22 protein-coding genes are annotated in these 23,817 nt (G+C 42.3%); 21 read left to right on the top strand and 1 reads right to left on the bottom strand.

Annotated features, from left to right (window positions below; all coding sequences use genetic code 11):
* Positions 1-59: 59 nt before the first annotated feature.
* From argH to G573_RS0101435, 21 genes are all read left to right on the top strand, one after another.
* On the top strand, positions 60-1,436 hold the full coding sequence (gene argH, locus G573_RS0101540) for an argininosuccinate lyase (RefSeq protein WP_027975074.1): 1,377 nt from the start codon (positions 60-62) through the stop codon (positions 1,434-1,436).
* A gap of 94 nt (positions 1,437-1,530) precedes the next feature.
* Positions 1,531-1,890: a ribonuclease P protein component gene (gene rnpA, locus G573_RS0101535; RefSeq protein WP_027975073.1), complete on the top strand. Its 360-nt coding sequence runs from the start codon at positions 1,531-1,533 to the stop codon at positions 1,888-1,890.
* Positions 1,874-2,689, top strand: coding sequence for a YidC/Oxa1 family membrane protein insertase (locus G573_RS0101530; protein ID WP_027975072.1), 816 nt, complete (start codon positions 1,874-1,876; stop codon positions 2,687-2,689). Before rnpA ends, G573_RS0101530 begins: the two co-directional genes overlap by 17 nt.
* A gap of 12 nt (positions 2,690-2,701) precedes the next feature.
* On the top strand, positions 2,702-3,697 hold the full coding sequence (jag, locus tag G573_RS0101525; RefSeq protein ID WP_027975071.1) for an RNA-binding cell elongation regulator Jag/EloR: 996 nt from the start codon (positions 2,702-2,704) through the stop codon (positions 3,695-3,697).
* 496 nt (positions 3,698-4,193) lie between these two features.
* Entirely contained in the window at positions 4,194-4,328 is a 135-nt protein-coding gene (rpmH, locus tag G573_RS11195; RefSeq protein ID WP_002885866.1) for a 50S ribosomal protein L34, read from the top strand.
* Positions 4,329-4,604: 276 nt separating this feature from the next.
* Positions 4,605-7,028 carry a helix-turn-helix domain-containing protein gene (locus G573_RS0101510; protein ID WP_027975069.1) on the top strand — a complete coding sequence of 808 codons (2,424 nt, stop codon included), beginning with the start codon at positions 4,605-4,607 and terminating at the stop codon, positions 7,026-7,028.
* A 178-nt stretch (positions 7,029-7,206) separates the two neighbouring features.
* Positions 7,207-9,060 carry a glycoside-pentoside-hexuronide (GPH):cation symporter gene (locus G573_RS0101505; protein WP_027975068.1) on the top strand — a complete coding sequence of 618 codons (1,854 nt, stop codon included), beginning with the start codon at positions 7,207-7,209 and terminating at the stop codon, positions 9,058-9,060.
* A gap of 394 nt (positions 9,061-9,454) precedes the next feature.
* Positions 9,455-10,555, top strand: coding sequence for a Gfo/Idh/MocA family protein (locus tag G573_RS0101500; RefSeq protein WP_027975067.1), 1,101 nt, complete (start codon positions 9,455-9,457; stop codon positions 10,553-10,555).
* 30 nt (positions 10,556-10,585) lie between these two features.
* Positions 10,586-11,656, top strand: coding sequence for a Gfo/Idh/MocA family protein (locus G573_RS0101495; RefSeq protein WP_027975066.1), 1,071 nt, complete (start codon positions 10,586-10,588; stop codon positions 11,654-11,656).
* 402 nt (positions 11,657-12,058) lie between these two features.
* Complete coding sequence (locus G573_RS0101490) at positions 12,059-12,973, top strand: sugar phosphate isomerase/epimerase family protein (protein WP_027975065.1); 915 nt, start codon at positions 12,059-12,061, stop codon at positions 12,971-12,973.
* Positions 12,974-12,986: 13 nt separating this feature from the next.
* Positions 12,987-13,991 carry a sugar phosphate isomerase/epimerase family protein gene (locus G573_RS0101485; RefSeq protein ID WP_027975064.1) on the top strand — a complete coding sequence of 335 codons (1,005 nt, stop codon included), beginning with the start codon at positions 12,987-12,989 and terminating at the stop codon, positions 13,989-13,991.
* 10 nt (positions 13,992-14,001) lie between these two features.
* Positions 14,002-14,394 carry a C-glycoside deglycosidase beta subunit domain-containing protein gene (locus G573_RS0101480; RefSeq protein ID WP_027975063.1) on the top strand — a complete coding sequence of 131 codons (393 nt, stop codon included), beginning with the start codon at positions 14,002-14,004 and terminating at the stop codon, positions 14,392-14,394.
* A gap of 229 nt (positions 14,395-14,623) precedes the next feature.
* Positions 14,624-14,947 (top strand): ATP synthase subunit B family protein, encoded by a 324-nt coding sequence (locus tag G573_RS0101475; RefSeq protein WP_027975062.1) that lies wholly within the window; start codon positions 14,624-14,626, stop codon positions 14,945-14,947.
* A complete protein-coding gene (locus G573_RS0101470; protein WP_027975061.1) occupies positions 14,937-16,934 on the top strand; it encodes a V-type ATP synthase subunit I in 1,998 nt (665 codons plus the stop codon). The genes G573_RS0101475 and G573_RS0101470 overlap by 11 nt, the downstream gene beginning before the upstream one ends.
* A 1-nt stretch (position 16,935) precedes the next feature.
* A complete protein-coding gene (locus tag G573_RS0101465; protein WP_003089546.1) occupies positions 16,936-17,412 on the top strand; it encodes a V-type ATP synthase subunit K in 477 nt (158 codons plus the stop codon).
* 45 nt (positions 17,413-17,457) lie between these two features.
* Complete coding sequence (locus tag G573_RS0101460; protein WP_027975060.1) at positions 17,458-18,042, top strand: ATP synthase subunit E; 585 nt, start codon at positions 17,458-17,460, stop codon at positions 18,040-18,042.
* A gap of 11 nt (positions 18,043-18,053) precedes the next feature.
* Positions 18,054-19,070 carry a V-type ATPase subunit gene (locus G573_RS0101455; protein WP_027975059.1) on the top strand — a complete coding sequence of 339 codons (1,017 nt, stop codon included), beginning with the start codon at positions 18,054-18,056 and terminating at the stop codon, positions 19,068-19,070.
* Positions 19,060-19,380: a V-type ATP synthase subunit F gene (locus tag G573_RS0101450; protein WP_027975058.1), complete on the top strand. Its 321-nt coding sequence runs from the start codon at positions 19,060-19,062 to the stop codon at positions 19,378-19,380. The genes G573_RS0101455 and G573_RS0101450 overlap by 11 nt, the downstream gene beginning before the upstream one ends.
* A gap of 229 nt (positions 19,381-19,609) precedes the next feature.
* Positions 19,610-21,385, top strand: a complete 1,776-nt coding sequence (locus G573_RS0101445) for a V-type ATP synthase subunit A (protein ID WP_027975057.1) — start codon at positions 19,610-19,612, stop codon at positions 21,383-21,385.
* 1 nt (position 21,386) lies between these two features.
* Positions 21,387-22,784 carry a V-type ATP synthase subunit B gene (locus G573_RS0101440; protein WP_027975056.1) on the top strand — a complete coding sequence of 466 codons (1,398 nt, stop codon included), beginning with the start codon at positions 21,387-21,389 and terminating at the stop codon, positions 22,782-22,784.
* Positions 22,785-22,830: 46 nt separating this feature from the next.
* The gene (locus tag G573_RS0101435; RefSeq protein ID WP_027975055.1) at positions 22,831-23,460 is read left to right on the top strand and encodes a V-type ATP synthase subunit D; all 630 of its coding nucleotides are present in this window, start codon (positions 22,831-22,833) and stop codon (positions 23,458-23,460) included.
* A 68-nt stretch (positions 23,461-23,528) separates the two neighbouring features.
* Here the strand turns inward: G573_RS0101435 and G573_RS0101430 are convergent.
* Positions 23,529-23,817, bottom strand: a 289-nt coding sequence (locus G573_RS0101430) for a transposase (RefSeq protein WP_027975054.1), incomplete at its 5' end; no start/stop codon positions are given.

Below are 23,817 nucleotides of genomic sequence, written 5' to 3'. Positions count from 1 at the left end.
ACTGATGGGGCTAGTTTTTCTAGCCTTTTTCTATAATAGAAATAGGATGAGGATATAAAATGACAGAAAAAAAACTTTGGGGCGGCCGCTTTGAAGCAGGGCTGGAGAAGTGGGTGGAAGAGTTCGGTGCCAGTATCACTTTCGATCAAAAGATGGCCGAGTTTGATATTAAGGGCTCTTTAGCTCATGTCAGCATGCTGGGACAGACAGGGATTATTCCGCAGGAGGATGCAGATACCATCAAAGCAGGTTTGGAGGAGCTGCTGCAGGAATACAAGGCCGGACAGCTGGTTTTTGATGTCTCAAACGAAGATATTCACATGAATATTGAGACGCTCCTAACTGAAAAAATCGGTCCGGTGGCAGGAAAGCTTCACACGGCACGTTCAAGAAATGACCAGGTAGCAACGGACATGCATCTCTACCTAAAAGCTAAACTGGCAGAAGTAGTGGAAAAACTGAGTCATCTGAGACAAACTTTGCTCAGCCTGGCAGAAAAGCATATCTACACTATCATGCCGGGCTACACACACCTTCAGCATGCCCAGCCGATTTCTTTTGGGCATCATCTGATGGCTTATTACAACATGTTTACCCGTGACAGTGAGCGCTTTGCTTTTAACCAGCAGCATACAGACCTATCGCCGCTCGGTGCAGCTGCTCTGGCAGGAACGACTTTTCCGATTGACCGGCAGATGACAGCTGAGCTGATGGGCTTTGCTAAACCGTACAGCAATTCGTTAGATGCGGTGTCTGACCGTGACTTTATTTTGGAATTTCTCGCAAATGCCAGCATTTTAATGATGCACATGAGCCGTATCTGTGAAGAACTCATTAATTGGTGCAGTAATGAGTATCAGTTTGTTACCCTATCGGATACGTTTTCTACCGGTTCTTCGATTATGCCGCAAAAGAAAAATCCTGATATGGCTGAGCTGATCCGCGGCAAATCCGGCCGTGTCTTTGGCAATCTTTTTGGTCTTTTAACGGTTATGAAGTCTCTTCCTCTGGCCTACAATAAGGACCTGCAGGAAGATAAGGAAGGTATGTTTGATACAGCTGAAACCATCACTGTTGCCATTGATATTCTTGCCGGAATGCTGGAATCAATGACCGTCAATGATGCCCACATGGCTGAGTCTACCGAGAAAGACTTTTCAAATGCAACTGAACTGGCTGATTATTTAGCTGTTAAGGGACTGCCATTTAGACAGGCCCACGAAATCGTTGGTAAGCTAGTCTTAGAATGTACCAAGAACGGGCACTACCTGCAGGATGTTCCCTTTGAGCGCTACCAAGAAATCTCAGACCTCATTGAAGAAGATATCTACACGGCTCTTCAGTCTAAGACAGCTGTAGAACGCAGAAATTCACTGGGCGGAACCGGCTTTGATCAGGTCAAAAAGCAAATTGAAGAAGCTAAGAAAGTCTTTTAAGAGCATAGGAAAGAAACCAAAAATTAATGAGATTTTTGGCTTTTTTTCATTTTATGATATAATAAGAATACTTTAAATTAATTGGAGTCATGTTTTGAAAAAAAGCTATCGCGTTAAGAGTGATAAAGATTTTCAGGCTATTTTTACTGAAGGACGCAGCATTGCCAATCGCAAGTTTGTTGTCTACAGTTTAAAAAAAGATCAAAGTCACTATCGTGTTGGGCTTTCGGTTGGGAAAAAGTTAGGAAATGCTGTCACTAGAAATGCTATCAAACGAAAATTACGCCATATTCTTATGGAACTAAGTCCCAATCTGCAGTCGCATGATTTTGTCATCATTGCCAGAAAAGGGACTGAAGAGCTTGATTATCAGGCACTGAAAAAAAATCTTATCCATGTTTTGAAACTGGCTAAATTGTATCAGGAAGGAACGACGAGTGAAAAGGAAATATAAATTAATGGGCTTGGCGTCTGTTGCGCTTTTATTTTTGTCAGCGTGCGGCCGCAGCCAGGTAAGTCATCAGTCAGAAGGGGCGTGGGAGAAGTTTGTTTATTTCTTTGCGGAAATTATTCGCTTTTTCTCTGTCAATGGCCGTATCGGCATTGGGATCATTATCTTTACGATTTTGATTAGGACAGTTCTCTTGCCTTTGTTTAATATGCAGCTGAAATCCGGACAGAAAATGCAGGAGATTCAGCCTGAGCTGAAAGCCCTGCAAGCCAAATATTCCGGGAAAGACAGAGAAAGCCGGATGCTTCTGGCTGAGGAGAGCCAAGAGCTCTATAAAAAATATGGTGTCAATCCTTATGCCAGTCTTTTTTCTCTGCTTATTCAAATGCCGGTGCTCTGGGCTCTCTATCAGGCTTTGACCCGTGTTGAATTTTTAAAGACGGGATCTTTTCTCTGGATGGATATTGGCGATAAGGATCCTTACTTTATCCTGCCGGTTCTGGCGGCAGTGTTTACCTTCTTGTCATCTTGGCTGACCAATAAGGCAGCAAAGGAGCGAAATGGCATGATGATAGCAATGAACATTATTTTGCCAATTTTCATTCTGCTGGTCGGTTTTAATCTGGCAAGCGGGGTTGCCCTTTACTGGGTAGTTTCCAATGCCTATCAAGTCTTCCAGATTCTCCTCTTAAATAATCCATTTAAGATTGTGGCAGAGCGCGAGCGCATTGAAAGAGAGGCGCGTGAGCTGGAAGCTAGGAAAAGACGTGCTAAGAAAAAAGCACAGAAGAAGAGAAGATAAGGAGAACAAATCATGGTATTGTTCACAGGAAAAACTGTTGAAGAAGCTATTGAAAATGGTTTGAAACAAATGGGAATTTCCCGAATGAAAGCTCATATCAGGGTTATTTCACGTGAAAAAAAGGGTTTTCTTGGCTTCGGCAGAAAATTAGCCCGTGTTGAAATCGAAGGTATCAATGAGAAGACGGCTCATAAAGCAGATCAAAAAGCGGTCCGCGGAGTGCCTGAGGAAGTCAATAAGCAAAATGCTCCTGTTTCCAGCAGCGCTGAGGACACAGTAGCTTTAAATAAACTCTCTAAGGCCATCAAAGAGATTGAAAAAGAAGATGGACAGCCCTTGGATGAAGACCTCAAAGAACAGCTTTTAGAGCGTAAAATTTCGCCGCAGGAAGTCCTGACAAAAAGCCAGCCAGCCAGAAATCAAGAAAAGCCTTCTGCAACTCAGGCTGCAGCACCTGCTGAGAAAGCTGAAACACCTAAAGCTAAAACGGATCAAAGTTTTGAGGAATTTGTGGCTCACGAATTCGACGAGGTTGAAAGCAGCGCTGACATTGCTCTGGCCGGGGAAGCTGTCTTACAGTATGTTCAAAATATTATTTATGAGATGGACTTGGAAGCAAGTATTGAGATGACCAATAACCGCCGTCAAATCAATCTTCAGATTGAAACACCGGAAGCAGGACGCGTGATTGGCTATCATGGCAAGGTCTTAAAATCTCTGCAATTACTGGCTCAGAATTTTCTTCATGACCATTATTCAAAACATTTTGCGGTGTCTTTGAATGTCCACGATTACATGGAACATCGGACAGAAACCTTGATTGACTTTGCTCATAAAATTGCCAACCGGGTTTTAGATTCGGGGAAAGCTTATCAAATGGATCCTATGAGCAACAGTGAGCGTAAGGTTGTTCACAAGACCATTACGGGGATTGACGGCGTCGAAAGCTATTCCGAAGGAAATGACCCTAATCGCTATGTAGTAGTGGCCTTGAAAGACCAAGGCTAAGACCTATGAATGGTTATCAGCCAACTATTTAAATGCTAATAAACAGCGGGACTGGATACAATATTTCCAGTCTTTTTTAGTGCCGTGAAGCTGCTTTTCTCTAATAACAGATTTGCAGTTTTAGGCTGGTATACAGCAAAAATGCCGGAAATTTTCCGGCAGCCTGATTAAGAAAGTGCTTGCCGTTTCGTGTGAAATAGATTGTCCAGAGATGTGGACACAAAAGCAGAAAAACAGCCGCCGGTTTTGTGCTACACTGTATGTGTGAAGGAAAGGAGGAACAATGGAGCTTACAAAGAATGAACAGCAGAGCTTTAATAACGATGATTTATTCTGGTTGCTTGTGATTGAACCTCTTATTTCCCCAAAGAGATACAAATGAAAAGTATACCTTGACACCGGTCTTTCTTTGTTATAAAATAGTCTAGTATGTTTAGTAACTGATCACATAATAGCCGGCTAAACGAATACGAAAATCTATGAGGAGGTATTCAGCGTGAAACGTACTTATCAACCAAGTAAAATCCGTCGTCAGCGCAAGCACGGATTCCGTCACCGCATGTCAACTAAAAATGGCCGCCGTGTTTTGGCTGCACGCCGTCGTAAGGGACGTAAAGTCTTGTCTGCTTAATTTTAGCTGTTAAAAATGTTTCAGCTGCCAGCAGCTTTGCCGACCGCTTTAAAAGCATTTTTATCTGACTAAAAGCATATTTGACATATAAAACAAACCCAACAGTGCTCGAGGCTGTTGGGTTTTTGTTATGCGGCATAGCAAAAATAGTGTCTTATTTACGGTGTACGACTTTAAGATAGTTTTAAACTTCAAGGTATTTTTTAGTATTTCAAACTGGAAAATGCTATAATAAATTAGTCATAGAGAAAACGCATTCAGAAATGAGGGTTTAGTATGAATTTTTCAAATCCATGGGATAATATAAAGATTAAAACAATGAATCATAAGGAAGTTATTCAATATTTTGATTCTAGGATTCATATTATTTATGTTCTGCTTGGAGAAGCTGCTTTGAAAAATCAGGAGCAGATCCTAACACTTAAGAGGGATGATTTTTATATTCTGTCAAAGGCTGAAAAGTATGAACTAACTGTAAAAAATAAGGGAAAGGTTTTTTATTTTACCCTAGATTATTTCATCAAAAATAAGAATGACAACTATGTCTATGCCTTTAAAGGTGACAGTATCAATAAGCCCAGAGCCACGGACACTGAATTACTGTATAATCTCAAGCAACTCTTGCTGCTGAAGACACTTAAGGATTCCAGCAATTTTTCTAAAATTTTTAAGCAGTATTTTACCCTGATTACCCTGCTTGAACAATATTATCAGATTGAGCTGCGAAGCAATGCCGACCAGAGTATCAAGGGGCAAATTGAGGATCTAAAATTTTACATTGACAATAATTTTGAAAAGGACATCAAGCTGTCTGATTTGGCCGATCAGCTCTATATTACCGAGCAATACCTTTCACGTGTTTTTAAGGAACAAAATGGTATTGGCATTTCAGAATATCTGATCAAACGGCGCTTATCCAAGGTACGGCAGCTCCTTTTGGAAACCGAGGACAGTATTACTGATATTGCCTTTTCAGCAGGCTTTTCTAATATTAATTCCTTTAATCGTATTTTTAAAAAGTACCAAGGGATGACCCCCAGCCAATACCGTTATGAAGCTAAAAAAGAGCTTCGAGTGACACGCTCAGCAGAAGAGATTAATCTGGAAGACTATGATATTATTCAAGAATATTTAAAAGAAGAGACTTTACATCCTGACCTTAAGCAAATTACTATCAGTCAGGATAAGAAAATTCCTTTTAACAAGCAAAAACTCATGATTAATCTAGGATATGCAGGGGATCTCCTGCATAACTCTCTGGTTAAGGAAATCGGCTATACATTGGCTTATACTTCTTTTTCTTACGGCCGTATCTGGGGACTGCTCAGCGATACTATTTTACGGCAGAAAGATGACTATTTTGACTTCAGTAAAGTAGATGAAATCATTCAAAATATTTTAGATCTAAAATTAACACCTTTTTTAGATTTAGGCTTTAAAGGAAAACAAATTCATGAATCTGTTTCGAAAATCGTCAGTCAGGAAGAATTTCGTCTGCCCTACAGCGATATGCAGGCAGTTTTAGCACGTTATGAAGCTCTGTTAAGACATCTGCTTAATAAATTTGGCTACGATGAGCTTGCTTCGTGGAAAATCGAAATTTGGAAACCCAACGCTTATGTGCTGGACACTTTGAAGCAGACTGACTTGGCTGTTTTATATGATAACGGTCATCCGGTTGATTTGCGGGAGAATGCTGGCTATTATCTGTTTTTCTCACAGATTAAAAGGAAAATTCAAGATATCATTCCAGACATAGCGGTTGGCGGCAGCGGTATCAGTCTTGATTTGGAAGCCAAAGATTACCGGCAGTTTATTGACAGCTGGTCTCAGCAGGAAGAAAAACCCGATTTTTTAAGTCTCAGTATTTTTCCGCTGGATACTTTAAAACAAGAATATACCAGTAAACAAAATCAAGTGCTTATTTCAGCTAATTCAGATTTTCTAAAACTAAGCTTGCAAAAGGCCAGAACGTTACTTGATGAATCGGGCTTATGCTCACAGCTTATTGTCTCGGAATTTAATATCACCAACAGTGCACGTGAGATTATCAATGACTCGGCCTTTAAGGGTCCCTATATTTTAAAAAATCTGCTATCTATGCTAGATATTTGTGATTTAATCGGTTATTGGCAGTTGGCTGATATGTCCTTTGCTACTTTTGATGTTAATCAAAAAGAAATTTTTGGCGGTGCCGGACTTATTTCCAAATCGGGAATAGCCAAACCCAGTTTTTTTGCTTTTGATTTCTTTAACAGTCTGGGAGACAGTTTGCTCTATCAGGCAAATGGGATTGTTGTCACTCAAAAACGCAGCAAAATAATGATTTTACTCTATCACTACTGCCATCTCAACAGTTTGTATTATTATTCCAGTCAGGAAAAATTTAATAAGACAACGATTGCTTCTATGTTTGAAAATGATGGCAAAAGCAAGTATCTATTTCGCTTTGAAAAACTTACAGAATCCAAAGAATACAAATTTAAGATAAGACGCATCGGAACTGAGGACGGCTCCTTTTTAACGGAGTCAAATCTTTTAAGTTTAAAGGATAACTTCAGCCGCGAAGAAATTAATTATTTAAAATTTAGATGTATTCCTACTTTGACGCGGGAAGAGAAAAAAGGACGCAAAGATGGCCTAGAATTTCAGGTAGAGTTAGCACCACATGATATGGTCTTTATTGAACTTGATCAGTAATGTTTAAAAAAACATGTTATTTTTTTAAACTGCTTAGCTTCCAGTTGCTATAGATAGCAAAAAAGTATTAGTTTCAGACTGATAATGCAGAAGTAAATCGCTTACATTTTTGTTTTAATAAAAGAGTAATAAAAGTTGCAACACTTACATTATTAAAATTAAAATGGAGGTTTCCAAGATGACTAATCAAAGTCAGAAATTAAGCAAATTCAGCATGATTATGTATGGTATGGGAGACTTGGCCAGTCAGTTTGTTTGGACTTTTGTTGGAACGTATCTGACTGTTTACTATACAGATATTGTTGGCTTAGCTCCGGCTGCTGTTTCAGCTATTATGTTGATTGCCCGTTTATATGATGGTTTTAATGATCCTATTATGGGGATGATTGCTGAACGTACACATTCTAAATGGGGGCGCTTTAGACCTTATATTTTGTTTGGCTCACCTTTTCTGGCGATTTTCAGTGTGTTAACCTTTACCGGACCTTTTGGGCATGGTTCCGCCGGAGTTGCTTGGGCAGCATTCACCTACATCATGGCCGGAATGCTTTATACCTTGGTCAATATTCCTTACGGTGCTATGGCTGCAGTCATGTCAACTGACGACCAAGAGCGCAATACGCTGAATGCTTTTCGGTCGATAGGGATGAATGTGGGAATGATTATTGTCAATTCTTTATCAGCTCCTATCATGCTCTTTTTCTCTCATGGCGCTAAAACGGCAGATAGTTCAGGCTACCTGATGACTGCCTTAATCTATGCAGTAGTGTCTTTGCCAATGTTCTTAGGAGTTTTTAAAACAGCTAAGGAAGTGGTCAAACCAATTCGTGCTGAAAAGGTACCGCTGAAAGACACCATCAAAAATATTGTTGGCAATAAATACCTGATGATTGTTTTTGGAATCATGATGCTGCAGATGACGGCCTATATGGGACGGATTGCCATTACATCTTATTATGTTATCTATTGTTTGGGCAGCTTTACGCTCATCTCTCTTTTGATGACGATTCCGTCTATCGGAGGTGCTCTGTGCTCGCTGTTTATAGTTCCTCTGGTTAAACGTTTTGGTAAAAGAGCGGTTCTAGCAGGTTCGCTTTTGCTGCAAGGCTTAGGATTGCTGTTGGTTTATTTCTCTGACTTCTCTAATATTACTCAGATTATTATTGGCCATATTATTTTTGGGATTTTCAATATGGGCTATCCCATTACTTTAACCATGGTTGCTGATTCTGTTGATTATCAGGAATTAGAATCCGGTGTTCGGACAGACGGTACTGCCTATGCAACCTATGGTTTGGCTACTAAGATTGGCAATGCGCTTGGCGGTGCTGTAGGTGTTTTGGTACTGTCTTACATGGGCTATAAGCCCAATGTTGCTCAAAGTGCCAGTACTCAGCAGGGGATTAATTTAATTGTTAATCTTGTTCCGGCTGTTCTCTTTGTTTTGGCTGCTGCTGTTGCTTACTTCATGTGGGATTTATCAGCAGAGCGGATGGATGATATTCATTTTCAACTGGAAGACAAGCGTGCTATTCGTGCCAGCGTTGATGAGGTTGCCGAAGATTCTCTGCAAATCAGCGACGAAACGCTTTTAGCACCGGTATCTGGTCGATTTGTTGCTCTCGAAGCTGTTAACGATCATGTTTTTGCCAGCGGAGCTCTCGGTCAAGGTATTGCCATTAAACCAGATTCCAGCATTTTACTGGCTCCTGCAGATGGAGAGGTCACTAATGTTTATCCTGCCGGTCACGTCTATAACCTGCGTACAGATAAAGGAGCTGAGATACTAATTCATATTGGTTTGGGAACTGTTGCTCTTGATGGTAAAGGTTTTGCTAAGACGGTTAAAATCGGTGATAAAGTTAAGGCCGGTCAACAGCTTGGAGCCTTTGACAGAGATGTTATTGAAGAGGCAGGCTTGGATGATATTGTTTTAGTTCTGGTGACAAACACAGGCGATTACTCGCAAATCAAATCCATAGCTTCAGGCATCCTAACGTCAGGTGCAGAAGTTTTGACATTAGACAAATAATTCATGAAGAAAAGGGCTGAGCAAAAATTGCTTTTAGCCCTTTTCTTGTGATGAGAGTTTAGCATCACTATTTAGAAATACAAAAGCGTTAGAAAACTTCAATTATCCACTTTGAGGCTTCTAACGTTTTTTATATGAAAATCCGATTATCAGCTATTAAAATATGGCTAAAAGTGAGAGATTTCCTGCTTTTTATTTTTAGGCAGCATGGAAAATGAAAAGTTTAAAAAAGTGATGATTTACTTGATACTTTTTTAATTTTTGCCTTTAAAAATTTAAAAATGTGACAATAAATAAGAATTCAAGAATTGAAATATGATGAGATTTTAGGTTTACCGGCTTTTATAATAATAACTGTAAACGATAAGAAAACTAATTAAGGGAGGAACCTATCATGAGTAAATTGAAATTCGGTATTATCGGATGCGGGGGCATTGCCAACAGCAAGCACTTTCCGGCTTTAGCAAAACTGTCAGATAAGCTGGAAATGGTAGCATTCTGTGATATTATCCCGGAACGCGCCCAAAAGGCTGCTGAGGAATATGGTATCCAAGGGGCACTTGTTACAACTGACTATCGTGAAGTAGCCAATCATCCTGATATCGATGTTATTCATGTTTTGACACCAAATGTGTCACACTCAGAAATCACTGTTGCATCACTTGAAGGCGGCAAACACGTTATGTGTGAAAAACCGATGGCTATCAATTACAAAGAAGCCAAAGCTATGCTTGATGCGGCCAAACGTACAGGTAAAAAATTAACTATCGGCTATCAAAACCGTTTCCGTGCGGATTCTCTTGCCACTAAGGACGCCTGTGAAAAAGGGGAACTTGGTGATATTTACTTTGCTAAAGCGCATGCTATTCGCCGTAAAGGCGTTCCGACATGGGGTGTTTTCCCAGATAAATCGAAACAAGGCGGCGGACCGCTGATTGATATCGGTACTCATGCACTGGACCTTACTTTGTGGTTTATGGATAACTATAAACCTAAAATGGTTTTGGGGTCTACCTATCAAAAATTGAAAGACAATCCAATGGGGAACATGTTTGGTCCTTGGAATCCAGATACTTTTGAAACAGAAGATTCGGCCTTTGGTCTTATCAAAATGGAAAACGGTGCAACTATCTTTCTTGAAGCTGCTTGGGCTTTAAATATGATTAATCCTAAGGAAGCTCAAGTTACCCTGTGTGGTGACCAAGGCGGTGCAGAAATGTTTGGTGCAGCCTTTATGGACAAAGGTTATGTTGTCTTTAATAAGGCGGCTCATGGTCAATTGGAAGAAACCAAACCTTCTGAAGCCGGCGGTGTCTTTGGATTTGCAGGAACTAGTCTTGAACAGCGCGATGCTGAAGCACAGCAATGGATTGATGCTATTATCAATGACACTGAACCACTTGTCAAACCAGAACAGGCAATCGTTGTTACTCGTATTCTGGAAGCAATCTACAAATCAGCTGAAACAGGTGAAGTGGTTGTTTTTGACGATTAATCAGAAACAGATTGGCATGAGGTATGGAACATGACAGAAAAGAAATTACATTTTGGAATTATCGGTTTTGGTTTTATGGGGCAGACTCATGCCAAAATGATTACAGAAGAATTAGACTATGCCGAATTAGTTGCAGTCTGTGATATTAATAAAATACAGCTGGAAAATGCTAAGGAAGGCTATGCAACTTATCTAACAGCAGACGAATTGCTTAAAGATGATGCCATTGACACGGTTATTATCGCTGTTCCCAACCATCTGCACTTGGAGATGGTCAAAAAAGCGGCCGCTGCGGGTAAGGATATCATTTGTGAAAAGCCGGCAGCTCTGAATGCTGAAGAATTTGTTCAAATGCAAAAAGCTGTTGCAGAAGCCAGTGTACGCTTCACCATTCACCACCAGCGTCGCTGGGATAAAGATTATCGAATTGCACGTGATGTTTATCAAAGCGGAACTTTAGGTGATACGTATACCATTCAAAACAGTCTTTACGGATTTAATGGCAATATGCATGACTGGCATATTTATCCTGAGTTTGGCGGTGGTATGCTTTATGATTGGGGCATCCACCTCCTTGACCAAATGCTTTTTATGGTTGACAGCGACATCGAAACGGTCTATGCAACGGTCAAAAATGTTATCAATAAAGATGTGGATGATTATTTCAATATTCAGCTGCAGTTTAAAAATGGGGTGACAGGACAGATTGAACTGGGAACTTATTTCCTTAGCGATGAAGATGGTTGGTTTGAACGCCATTGGTTCCTTGGAGGCAATGAAGGCAGTGCTAAGATTGATGGCTTCCATCCAAAGGGAAAAATCACTCGTACAACTGATTTGCTCCGCAATGTTCCCGGTCAAATTACCATGACAGCAGCAGGTCCAACTCGTTCATTTGGTCCTGCGCCAGAAGGCCGTATTGTGACAGAACCTCTTCCAGAAGTTAATGTTAGTCATAGAAACTATTTTGATGAGTATTATAAATATTTGACTGGTGAGGGGGAGCTGGTTGTTAAGCCAGAACAAATTCTTCGTTTGATGAAACTAATGGATGCTATTCGTGTATCTGCTAAAGAACACCGCAGCATCGCATTTGAATAAGAAATAATCTTTTGAAATTACTTGGATACGGTGTCACTGTCAACTTGCCTAACTTTAGTTATACCTGCATCTCAGTTCCTTGTCTGAAAGTAATTTCATTTGACTATACGCTATTATAGTCATTTAGTAGTTTAAAAACAGTAAGGAAAACTGTTTATCAATTTATAAAAACGATGAGGTTATTCCTGAAGCCAGTCGCCGCAGTGGTCAAAGAATTGTTAGCTTTTCTAACAATATAGGCAAATGGAAAGATTTTCATTTAGCCATGAAACCGCAGGTTTGCTGGCATGCCGAACCACATAAGGCGGACTGGACTAGGAAAATTGTTTTTAAACTAAACAACTATATTGGGAGCTCGATGCTTAAGTGGCTCCCTTTCCATTAAAGAGAAAGAGTGAAACTATGAAATTAGGATTAGTGTCAGCCATTTTGGATAAATCAAATTTTTACGAATTGATTGACGTTTGCGCTGAAAATGGTTTGGAATGTGTAGAAGTGGCTTGCTGGCCGCAAGAAAAAGCAGCGCGTCGTTACGCTGGTGTATCACATATTGATGTTGCCAACTTGACTAGGGAGAAAGCAGATGAGCTCAAGGCTTATGCTGCTGATAAAGGGGTTGAAATTTCCTCACTAGCTTACTACCCAAATCCTTTGGATGAAGATTTGGAAAAACGTCAGACTGTTATTGACCACCTTTACAAAGTGATTGATGCCTCAGCGCTTATAGGCGTTAATATGGTGACCACCTTTATCGGCCGGATGCCAAGCAAACCTGTTTCTGAAAACTTAGAAGAAGTTAAAAAAGTTTGGCCGGCTATTATTGAATATGCAGCCGATAAGGGTGTTAAAATTGCCATTGAAAATTGCCCTATGCTTTTCACTGAGGATGAATGGCCAGGCGGACAAAATCTCTTTACCACACCGGCTATCTGGCGTCAGATATTTGAGATTTTACCTTATGACAATTTTGGTATTAACTATGATCCGTCACACTTTGTCTGGCAGCAAATTGATTACATCGCTCCTTTGTATGAATTTAAAGACAAAATCTTCCATGTACACTACAAAGATATTAAGCTTTTCCCAGATAAGCTAAAAGATGTCGGTGTGATGGCGACGCCTCTTCAATATATGAGTCCTAAATTGCCGGGGCTTGGTGATGTTGATTGGGGCAAATATGTGTCAGCTTTGACTGATATTGGCTTTGATGGCTATACTTGCATTGAAGTTGAAGACAGGTCTTTTGAAAAAGATGATCAGGCTGTGCGTAATTCAATTGCACTGAGTACACGTTATCTACGTCAGTTTGTCATTTAGAAAAGAGGGAAATATGAGTATTAAAACAGCTGTAAGCCTTTATAGCTTACAAGATGAATTTATGAACGGCCGGATGTCTTTGGAAGATATCATGGCCTACCTTGATGAAAATCAAGTGCAAGGATTTGAAATTTTACCAGACCAAATGCTGCATGGCACGCCACATCCAAGTGAAGAAACCTTGGCTGAGTGGGACCGCATCATGACAAAAACGAAATCAAGACCTGTTTGTGCTGATGTTTTCTTAAACACCAATCTTTATAACAACCGTACTTTAACCGAAAAAGAATGTGTTGACTTGCTGATTGATGAAATCAAGCTAGCTCACCGTCTTGGTTTCAAGCTGATTCGTTTGGTGTCAATGGTGCCAAGTTTCGTCATTGAACCCTTGCTTCCATACGCAGAAAAATATGATGTGGCCTTTGCCCTTGAAATTCATGCTGGTATGAGTTTTAACGAACCCGCTACAGCAAAATTCATTGAAGAAATGAAACGCGTCAACTCGCCTTACTGCGGTATTGTCGTTGATACAGGTATTTTCTGCCATGCTATTCCACGCGTCTTTAATAACTTCAATGAAAAAGTTTTAGGTGTTGATCGCGGTGTGATTGATCTGTTCAATGCACAATTTGATAAAGGGCTTGATGGTACACACTTAATTTCTCGTGACCGTAAGATGGTTCCTGAGTTGGAAAAATTTGCAACTCCTAAGAACATGCCTTACATTATGCTGGCAGACGGCTATGAAAACACACCATTGTCTGCACTTGATGAATTGATGCCTTATATTAAGCACTTTCATTTTAAACTGTGGGAAATGACAGAAGAGGGTATCGAATATTCTATCGACTACAAGAAGATTTTGCAGTATCTCCACGATCATCATTACGATGGTTATGTCGCAACCGAATATGAAGGCAATCGCTGGATTTTGCCGGGCAATCCGATGGTAGAAAAAGAACAGGTAGCTGCTCATCAAAAACTCTTGCGTGACCTGATTGCTGAAATTGAAGGATAGGAGGGAACAAATGTTTGATAATAATGTTTTTAAAAAGGATTCTTGTAAAAATACAGTAGTAGACGGCAAAACTGTCGGTTTTGAATTGGAAACATATATTACTTATTACCGTGCCATCCCTTTATCAATGGTTAACGATATTCGTGTTAAAGTTGATGGGACTGAAGTACCGCGTGAGGCTATCCGCTGCAGTGCAGAAGGAAAAGATTGGTTCACACTTGATGAAATGACTACTGTGACCACCTACAAATGGGAATATGATGTTCCTTTGAAGATTCGGGTTATCCAAGATGGTGGTCTTCCGGCTGGTGAACACGATGTTGAGCTGACCGTTATCACACGGACTGCCTACATCCCTATTCCGATCCAAGGGGTCAATACACGCAAGGTTACTATTGCCTAAATTTTCAGCCTGTTCCTAAACTCTTGCATATACTGTGCAGGAGTTTTTTTGCAAGGGACATCAGTTCATCTTTGCGGCTGTCATTAAAATGAAAGGATTAGACTGATATGCAGTCACATCAGCGATCGATGCGATTTTCAGCCAAAAAATCCTAAAAAACTTTAATTTTAGCGGTTCAAGCTGTCAGAATTTTGGTAAAATAGACATAACGTTGAAAGGGGGTGGCAAGGTGGCAAACTCCATTTTAGAAACGATGCAGACGATTGAAGCAGAAGCTAAGGCAGTTCTGGCAGATTATGATAACCAGATTCAGGCGCTCCGTGCTCAGTCTGCAGAGGACTTAGAGCAAGTAAAATTGGATTGTGACCAAGAAACAAAACTTCAGGTATCAAAACTAGAAGCAGTATTAACCCAGCAAAAAACAGATCTGCAGGCGAGTTTGGCAGAGACGATTGCTAAAAATGATCAGCATGTTCGCTCCGTTCTGTCGGATAAAAAGGCAGGTCTCGTTCAGCAAATTGTGGACAGGGTGGTAGAAAAGTATGGCAATTAGTCAAATGAAAAAAATTTCCATCGTTTTTGCCAAGGATAAGCTGGATGCTGTTTTATTGACCTTGCAGCGCTTAGAAAACCTGCAGGTGCGAGAGATTGCTCAGATGGAAAATTGGCAGGAAGTCTTTGAACGCTCAGAGGTCCAGCTGCCGGCTATTTATCAGGCCGATCAGGAGAAGGGAAAGAGACTTGAAGGCGAAGAAGCCCTCCATTATCTTTCTCAGCGTCAGCAGCATCTGGAGACGACTATTGATAAGCTGCGCTCTTTCATACCAAAAGAAAGCTTTCTGACGGCTCTGCGTAAGGAAGCTTCCTCACTTTCTTTTGAGGAATTGGAGCATTACGGCAAGGACCAGCAGGCTGAGCAGGTGATTGATCAGGTTAATCAAAGAATCAGCCGTCTTCATGTTCTTGACGGACAGATTGCTGAAAATGAAACTGATATTGCCGGCTTAAGCAAGTGGAAAGACTTGGAAATCACCCCCAAAGAATTACAGAAATTTGATTTTGTGACTGCTGCTGTGGGAACTATTCCTAAGACGATTGATGACAATCCTTATCGCGAGCTGCGGGAGAATCCCGATGTTCAGTGTCAGGAAATCTTTAATTCAGAAGTTGAATACGGTCTTCTTATTTTCTTTGATAAAAAGGCTGATCTCCATTTGGAAGATTATCACTTTAAACCTTTTGAGTATGAGAGATCAGTACTTCCGGCGCAGGCGATTGAACAAATGCAAAGGGATGTTGAAGAATGGTCCAAAGAAAGGCAGCAGCTTTTAGAGGAACTGCAGCATTCGCAAAAAGATTTGGAAGATTTAGAAGCTGAAACAGATTATCTTTTGAATCTCTATTCCCGCCAAGAGGCTAAGAAGAAACTGGCCAGCACAGAGCACTTGGTTGCTTTGGAAGGCTGGGTAGAAAAGGATCAGGTGGCGCGCCTGCAGGCCGAACTGGCACGGGAGTTTGGCGACAGCATTTACCTTCAAGAGGTAGATGTAGAAGAGTCAGACTGGGAAAGGGTTCCGATTAAGCTGCGCAACCATCCCTTGGTTGAGCCCTTTGAGCTGGTGACAGAGATGTATTCTCTGCCTAAATATTATGAAAAGGATCCAACACCGATTTTAGCTCCCTTTTACTTCACCTTTTTTGGGATGATGGTGGCTGACTTAGGTTACGGACTGCTTTTGTTTACAGCGACTTTCCTAGCTTTAAGGTATTTTCATCTTTCCAAAGGAACCGCTCGTTTTGCCAAATTCCTTAATATTTTGGGCGTTTCGGTTTCCCTTTGGGGACTTATCTATGGCTCGTTTTTCGGCTATACGCTGCCTGTCGTGCTGATATCAACAACGACAGATGTTATGACGATTTTGGGGCTGTCGGTAGCCTTTGGCTTTATAACAGTGGTAGTTGGGCTGCTTTTAGGCGGTTTCCAGAAAGTCAGAATGAAGAAATATGCAGAAGCCTATCATTCCGGATTTGCCTGGTGTCTCATTTTGATTGGCATCTTACTGTTGGCATTGGGATTGATGCTGCCTCAGCTATCGGCATTGATGACTGTTGGTGCAGTGTTGGCTGTTGTTAATGCTGTAGGGGTTGTGATTGCTTCTGTTATTGAGGCAAAAAGTCTGGCCGGCATCGGCTCGGGGCTCTTTAATCTCTATAATATCTCGTCTTATGTTGGTGACTTAGTCAGCTTTACCCGCTTAATGGCTCTGGGGCTGTCGGGAGCAAGTATCGGTTCAGCTTTCAATTTGATTGTCGGTCTTTTCCCGCCGCTGGGACGCTTTACAGTCGGTGTGCTCATCTTTGTGCTTTTACACGCCATCAATATTTTCCTGTCGCTTCTGTCGGGTTATGTGCATGGTGCGCGTCTTATATTCGTTGAATTTTTCGGTAAATTCTATGATGGCGGAGGTGAAGCCTTCAAGCCCCTGAAACCTGTTGAAAAATATATCAAAATAACTAAAACTCATTTGGAGGACAAATAAAATGGAACATTTAGCAAGTTACTTCTCATCACACGGCGGTGCCTTCTTTGCAGCTTTGGGCGTTGTTTTAGCTGTTGGATTCAGCGGTATGGGCTCTGCTTATGGTGTTGGTAAAACAGGTCAGGCAGCAGCAGCCCTTCTGAAAGAACAGCCGCAAAAATTTGCTCAGGCTTTGATTTTGCAGCTTTTGCCAGGGACACAAGGTCTCTACGGTTTTGTTATCGGCATGCTGATTTGGCTGCAGATTACACCGGATCTGCCGCTTGAAAAGGGCGTTGCGTATTTCTTTGTTGCGCTTCCAATTGCTTTGGTTGGTTATTTTTCAGCTAAACATCAAGGAAATGTGGCTGTCGCAGGGATGCAGATTTTGGCTAAACGCCCTGAAGAAACAATGAAGGGTGTTATCCTGGCTGCCATGGTAGAAACCTATGCGATCTTGGCCTTCGTTGTATCCTTCCTGCTGACGCTTCGTGTGTAGACTGATCTTCTTACCGCAGCAAAATGATAAGAAGGAGGACGTCTTGTGAGTGAAGCAAATCCATTAAAGACATCAATTATTGAACAAGCACATCAAGAAGGACAGCTGAAATTAGAGGCTGCAAAAAAACAAATTCAAAACGATTTTGAAGACCGCAAGGCGCAGCTTCAGACAGAAAAAGCCAATGAGCGCCAAAGTCAGCTGAAAGAAGTCAATCAAAGCTTTCAAATAGAAGCTCAGCAAATCAAAAATCAAGAGCGCCAATCGACCTTGGTATCAAAGCAAAAAGTCCTAAAAGAGCTCTTTGCTTCAGCTCTTGAACAGATGGAAAACTGGCGTCAGGAAGAAGAATTGTCCTTTGTCAAAAAGGTTCTTAGCAAATACGGGCAAAGGGCAGTTACTGTCCAGTTTGGCCAGCTAACGGCTGATAAATTGGACTCAGGCGTTTTGCAGCAGCTGCAGGCTGATTTTCCCCATGTGACCTTTGACGACCATCCTATTGCTGATGAGGCCGGTTTGGTTATATCACTTGGGAAAATTGATGACAATTACCTGTATGCCAACTTGATTGATTCGATCTACAAAGAGGAGAGCTCTCGTATTGCTGCTGACATTTTCAAAGAGGATTAGGAGGATTTGAGATGGATGCAAGTCAATTCTCACAAATTAACACGACTATCAGTGTTAAAGAACGAGAGCTTATTACTCTGGATCAATTTGAAAAACTCCTGCAGGCTCCTGATACTGAAAGCTTGGCGCTTTTGCTGCAGGCAACCTCTTACCGCCTGTCAGTAGCTGATTTAGAAGATCTCAATCTGATTGATCAGCAATTAACATCAAGACTGGCCAAGGAATATGCCTGGGCTTTTGCTGAATCGCCGGATCAGGACATCGTCAGCATGTTTGCTCTGCGCTATGTTTACCACAACATTAAAGTTTTCTTCAAAACCAGAGCTACCAAGCAGGAGTTAAAGCATCTGCTAATTCCTATCGGCTCTCAGCCTTTGGAAGCTTTGGAGCATTTGATTTCAACCTTTAGTTCGGAAAATTTCCCGGAATTTATGGTGAATGAACTGGCTATGATATGGGCGGAATATGAGGACTATAAAGATATTCGGGTTTTAGAAATCGGAACAGACTTGGCCTATTTCAAGCATTTAAAGCGTCTGGCCAATCAGGTGGAATTGGAGTCAGAAGTCTTCAGTCAGGCAATTAGATTGATGATTGATTTTTACAATGTTATCACTGTCCAGCGTGCGCTCTCTCAGGGAAAGCCTCAGAGTTTTATGATGCAGCTGCTTTCTGACGAGGGGAGTCTCTCAGCCAGAGAGTTTATTGAGCTGGGTGAAAAGCAGGAGCTCATCTCTTGGTTCACTCAAGTTAATCCCAACCATTTCAATACGGATTGGGCGGAATTTGAAGATAAAATGCGCCAAGGCAGCATATCAGCAGTGGAATTAGAGTATCTTTATGACCTCATGCAGTTTCAGCTGCTGGATCCGGCTAAATACACTGTCGAAGGACCGCTGGTTTTAGCGCGTTACTTGCTCTGCCGGGAATTTGAGGTTAAAAATTTACGTCTGCTTTTATCAGCAATCAGCAATCAGCTGCCGCTGGAGCTGGTTAAGGAAAGGATAAGGCCGATTTATGGACAGTAAAAAATACAAAATTGGTGTGATTGGAAATCGTGATGCCATCCTGCCTTTTCGTATGATAGGTTTTCAGACCTTTCCTGTTAATCAGGCACAGGAGGCCATTAATCAACTGCGAAAGCTGGCCAAAAATGACTATGGTATCGTTTATTTGACAGAAGATATTGCTGCTGAAATTCCTGATACGATTGCTTACTATGACAGTCAGGTCACACCGGCTCTTATCCTCATTCCGACCCACAAAGGAACAACAGGGCTTGGTTTGCAGCGGGTACAGGACAATGTGGAAAAGGCCGTCGGCCAAAACATTCTCTGATGCTTCGCCAAGTGAGGTACCATAAGAGCAAAAATAGATTAGTCGAAAGAATTCAAGTCAGCAAAAAGAAAGAACTTTCTAAACATAAACACAGCTCAATACTGTATTATAGGCGGAGCTGTCTCAGTTAGCTGTTTTTTCAAAAGACAGCTATAAAAGCTAAGATTTTAGAGCTGCGGTCTGTTTTAACGCTGTGTTTTGAGAGCTGTATCTTAATGGAGGAAACATCTTGAGCCAAGGAAAAATTATAAAAGTGTCAGGTCCCTTAGTTGTGGCTTCTGGCATGCAGGAGGCCAACATTCAGGATATCTGCCGGGTTGGCCATCTAGGCTTGATCGGTGAAATCATTGAAATGCGCCACGATCAGGCTTCTATTCAAGTTTATGAAGAAACATCCGGTATTGGGCCGGGTGAACCTGTTGTTACAACGGGAAGTCCTTTGTCAGTAGAATTAGGACCGGGGTTGATTTCACAAATGTTTGATGGTATTCAGCGGCCGCTGGATCGTTTTAAAACAGCTACAGACAGTGATTTTCTGATTCGCGGTGTCACAATTCCAAGTCTTGACCGTGAGGTGAAATGGACCTTTAAACCAAGTCTTGAAGTCGGCAGCCAAGTTGTTTCCGGAGACATTTTGGGAGTTGTCCAAGAAACCTTGGTTGTTGAACACCGTATTCTGGTGCCCGACAAGGTATCCGGCAAACTCATCGCGATTTCAGCAGGTGACTTTACTGTTGATGATATTGTCTATGAAATCGAACAGGCTGACGGTTCTGTTTTCAAGGGAACGCTCATGCAAAAATGGCCGGTTCGAAAGAGCCGTCCGGTCGCTCAGAAATTGATTCCGGTTGAGCCTCTTGTGACAGGACAGCGTGTGATTGATACGTTCTTTCCTGTCACAAAAGGCGGAGCTGCTGCCGTTCCGGGGCCGTTTGGAGCTGGTAAAACGGTTGTTCAGCACCAGATTGCCAAATTTGCCAATGTTGATATTGTTATCTATGTCGGCTGCGGTGAACGCGGAAACGAAATGACCGATGTACTCAATGAATTTCCGGAATTGATTGACCCTAATACCGGTCAGTCCATCATGGAGCGAACAGTTTTGATCGCCAATACGTCAAACATGCCCGTGGCTGCGCGTGAAGCTTCTATTTATACCGGTATTACCATTGCTGAGTATTTCCGTGACATGGGCTATTCTGTTGCTATCATGGCTGACTCGACATCTCGCTGGGCAGAAGCGCTGCGGGAGATGTCCGGCCGCTTGGAAGAAATGCCGGGGGATGAAGGTTATCCGGCCTACCTTGGCAGCCGTATTGCTGAATACTATGAACGTGCTGGCCGTGCGCGTGTGCTTGGAAGTGACGGACGCGAGGGAACGATTACAGCTATCGGTGCGGTGTCACCTCCCGGCGGTGATATTTCAGAGCCGGTCACTCAAAATACCCTTCGTATTGTCAAGGTTTTCTGGGGACTGGATGCGCCGCTGGCACAGCGCCGGCACTTTCCGGCTATCAACTGGCTGAGCTCATACTCGCTTTATAAGGATGAGGTTGGCAAGTATATTGACAAGGTGCAAAATACGCGCTGGGCTGCTAAGGTGACCCGTGCCATGAATGTTCTGCAAAGAGAGTCCAGCCTTGAAGAGATCGTGCGTCTGGTCGGTATTGATTCACTGTCAGATCAAGACCGCTTAACCATGGCTGTCGCTCGGCAGATTCGCGAGGACTACCTGCAGCAAAATGCTTTTGATACAGTTGATACCTTTACGTCTTTCCCTAAGCAGGAAGCTATGCTGACTAATATTTTGACCTTTGCAGACGAAGCCGGCAAAGCTTTGGAATTAGGGGCTTATTACACTGAAATTATGGACGGAACAGCTGATGTTCGCAACCGCATCGCCCGCAGCAAATATATTTCAGAAGATCAAATAGAAAAGATTCAGGTGCTTGCTGAGGATGTGCGCGACAGTATCCATCAAGTGCTGGCAAAGGGAGGTATCTAGCATGAGTGTTCTTAAAGAATATCGTACAGTCAGCGAAGTTGTCGGCCCTTTGATGATTGTGGATCAAGTTGAAGGTGTCCAGTACAATGAGTTGGTTGAAATCAAGCTCCACGATGGTCAATTCCGCCAGGGACAGGTCCTGGAAGTTCAGGAAGACAAGGCCATGGTGCAGCTGTTTGAAGGTTCATCCGGAATCAACCTTGAAAAAGCCAAAGTTCGCTTTACAGGGCACCCGCTTGAGCTGCCGGTGTCAGAAGACATGGTGGGTCGTATCTTTAATGGTATGGGTAAGCCGATTGACGGCGGACCCGAGCTGATTCCTGAAAAGTATCTGGATATTGACGGACAGGCTATCAATCCGGTAGCGCGTGACTATCCTGATGAATTTATTCAAACGGGAATTTCAGCTATCGACCACCTCAATACCCTTGTCCGCGGACAAAAGCTGCCGGTATTTTCGGGTTCCGGTCTGCCCCACAATGAATTGGCAGCGCAGATCGCCCGTCAGGCAACGGTTTTGAATTCTGATGAAAATTTCGCCGTGGTTTTTGCAGCTATGGGAATTACCTTTGAAGAAGCTGAATTCTTCATGAATGACCTGCGTCAGACAGGGGCGATTGACCGGTCGGTGCTCTTTGTCAATCTGGCTAACGACCCAGCCATCGAACGTATTGCAACACCGCGTATTGCCCTGACAACAGCAGAATACCTGGCCTATGAAAAGGACATGCACGTTCTTGTTATCATGACGGACATGACTAATTACTGTGAAGCCTTGCGTGAAGTCTCTGCAGCTCGCCGTGAAGTTCCGGGCCGCCGCGGTTATCCGGGCTATCTCTATACCAACCTCTCAACGCTGTATGAACGTGCCGGCCGTCTGATCGGCAAAAAAGGTTCTGTTACCCAGATTCCGATTCTGACTATGCCTGAGGATGACATTACCCATCCTATCCCTGACTTGACCGGTTATATCACAGAAGGCCAGATTATCCTGTCACATGAGCTTTATAACAGCGGCTATCGTCCGCCGATCAATGTGCTTCCGTCACTGTCCCGGTTAAAAGACAAGGGAGCCGGTGAAGGGAAGACCCGCGGGGATCACGCAGCAACCATGAATCAGCTTTTTGCAGCCTATGCCCAAGGCAAGCAGGCAAAAGAACTGGCTGTAGTGCTGGGAGAGTCTGCCCTGTCTGAAACCGATAAACTGTATGTCAAATTCACCAATCGCTTTGAAGAAGAATATATCAATCAAGGCTTTTATACCAACCGCAGCATTGAAGAGAGCCTTAATCTGGGCTGGGAGCTTTTATCCATTCTGCCGCGAACAGAACTCAAGCGGATTAAAGATGATATGCTGGATCAATACTTGCCTAAAAGTCAAGAAAATACAGCTGATTAGATCAAAAGAGCTCCTGTCCATAGAAGCTCAAGGGAGGTGATAATCGATGGCACGCTTAAATGTCAAACCGACACGAATGGAATTAAGCAATCTTAAGGAGCGCTTGAAAACGGCAACCCGCGGGCACAAACTGCTTAAAGATAAACGTGATGAACTCATGCGTCGGTTTGTTGATTTGATTCGCGAAAATAATCGGCTCCGGCAGGAAGTAGAAGCTGCCCTAGTCAGCAACATGCAGGACTTCGTTGTGGCTAAATCGCTTGAAAATGACCTGATGGTGGAGGAAATTTTTGCGGTTCCGACAAAGCAGGTTCAATTGTTTATCGAAAAAGAAAATATTATGAGTGTCACTGTTCCCAAAATGCACAGCCAGATAGACAGTCCTTACGGCAGTGATGAAGGAGATGTCGTCTACAGTTATCTGGCCTCCAACAGTGAAATGGATGCAACTATTCAGAAAATGGACGGTTTGGTGGAAAAGCTCCTGCGTTTGGCGGAAGTTGAAAAATCCTGTCAGCTGATGGCGGATGAAATTGAAAAAACCAGACGCCGTGTTAACGGCTTAGAGCACTCAACCATCCCGCAATTAAAAGAAACCATTCATTATATCGAACTCAAACTTGAAGAAGCCGAGCGGGCCAATCTCGTTCGTATCATGAAAGTCAAAGATTATTAAAAATCCTGTTCTTTTTAGAAGAAGCTATTCTTTCTGGCTCTTTGTCAACTATAGTGGGTGATGAAAAGCTAAGTTCTGGAGAGAACCCAGTTGGTTCTCTCTTTTTTGCTGTTCAAGATAAGATAAATCCGTTTCTTGAAGTTAGGGAAATTACGATAACCAAACCCTTGACGCTTGATATCTTTGATAAGCTTGTTAGTTGCCTCGAGCTTGGCGTTTGAGTCATCTAGCTCGAGTGCGTTCGTAATATAGGGCCTGTATTTTTCAAAGGTCTTAAAAACAGTGAAAAATAGGGTGTTGACCGTCTCTTTGCAGTCGTGAATCAACTCGAAAAAGTGTTGGCTATTCTTTTTCTGG

The organism is Streptococcus devriesei DSM 19639 (assembly GCF_000423725.1).
In the GTDB taxonomy this organism is placed as follows: Bacteria; Bacillota; Bacilli; order Lactobacillales; family Streptococcaceae; genus Streptococcus; species Streptococcus devriesei.
Note: the sequence above shows the minus strand (reverse complement) of the source record. Positions and strands in the feature narration are given on the sequence as shown.